Genomic DNA, 1,400 nt, shown 5'->3' with positions numbered 1-1,400 from the left:
AGGCGCGGGTTATCGGAACGCCTTTGGCTATTTTTTGTTTGATCCAAACAACCCTCCTGCGACTTATTCCGATATCGCCGAGCATGTTCTTGTTTTTCCTAATGCTTCAAAGCCACCTCAAGGAGAACTGGTACAGGGACATACTGTGCCGCTCAATATCAGCCTGACGGCAGGACAGGGACTAGGCTTTTTTGTCGTACCAAATGGTTGGAGTTACAGCGGCAGCGATGGCAATGTGAGTGGCCTCGGCCCTTGGGGACAACCGTTCTATAGTTTGCCCTACCTCAATCCGGAGCCAAGTGCCCTGCAAGCACATAACGTGGCGTTTTATGATGCAGTGAATGACTTCTTTGTCTTCGGCTTTGACGATCAACATCGCGCCGGTGGTGACAATGATTTTAACGACCTTCTCGTGTCAATCGCCGCTACGCCAACGTACGCCGTCGAAGGTATCAATGTCGATGGCTCAGTCGATACCGGCACCTACCAAGTATTAGAGCAAAGCAACGAAGAGATAACATCAACCACGTACTACCCCTCACAGAGTGGAATGGCGACGCTGATGTTCGAAGACCTTTGGCCTCGAATGGGCGACTATGACTTTAATGATCTCGTGATTGATTACCGCTTTACGAATACCTTAGACAATCGTAACAAGCTACTTTCTATTGATCTTGAATTCTCGATTCAAGCGATCGGCGCAAGCTACCATAACGGCTTTGCACTGCGCTTACCGGGTGTTGACCCAAGCAACATTGCTTCCAGCTCTCTGCATTTGGATGGCGTTCTTGTGGCTGCAGATATTCTCGAGGCTGGTCAGAGCGATGCCAATTTGATCTTGCTGGATGACGCAAAAAATCACATCGGCAAGGCCTGCAAGTTCTTTCGCACCGAGAATACGTGCCAAGCAAAGCCCTCGGGAACCTTCGTTGCCAGCGTGGAGTTCATCAAGCCGGTTGATACCGCGAGCATTGGCCCGGCGCCGTATGACCCGTATATATTCGCAGTCGAGGGAAAATACCACGGCGATTATGACGGGCGCGGTTGGGAGGTTCACCTTAAAGAGCACGCCGGATCAGACCTATTCTCTTCAAATCTGGTCGGTTTAGAGGACGATCGCAGTAACGCAAGCAACAGCTTTGTAAACGCAAACAGCTTTCCTTGGGCCTTGAATATCCCTGCCGGCTGGGAACACCCTAAAGAGAATATCGACATCGTTCGGGCATATCCGAATTTCTCAAAGTGGGTTAGAAGCAATGGTTCAACGCACAAAGACTGGTACCAAAGTAACCATGCGCAACACGATCACCTTTTTGGTCGTCCTTAAACCCTGTTAAACCAATTTTACGGAGCGATTAATCATGACCACCTTGACCAAATTTACCATCTTGGCCTTTGCT

General features: G+C 49.6%; 1 protein-coding gene. It reads left to right on the top strand.

Annotated elements, in window-relative coordinates:
• The coding region (locus tag A3750_RS00470) for an LruC domain-containing protein (protein WP_068547922.1) at positions 1–1,327 on the top strand (1,327 nt) is incomplete at its 5' end.
• Between the last annotated feature and the right edge of the window lie 73 nt (positions 1,328–1,400).

The sequence above is a fragment of the Oleiphilus sp. HI0079 genome (genome assembly GCF_001635105.1).
Note: the sequence above shows the minus strand (reverse complement) of the source record. Positions and strands in the feature narration are given on the sequence as shown.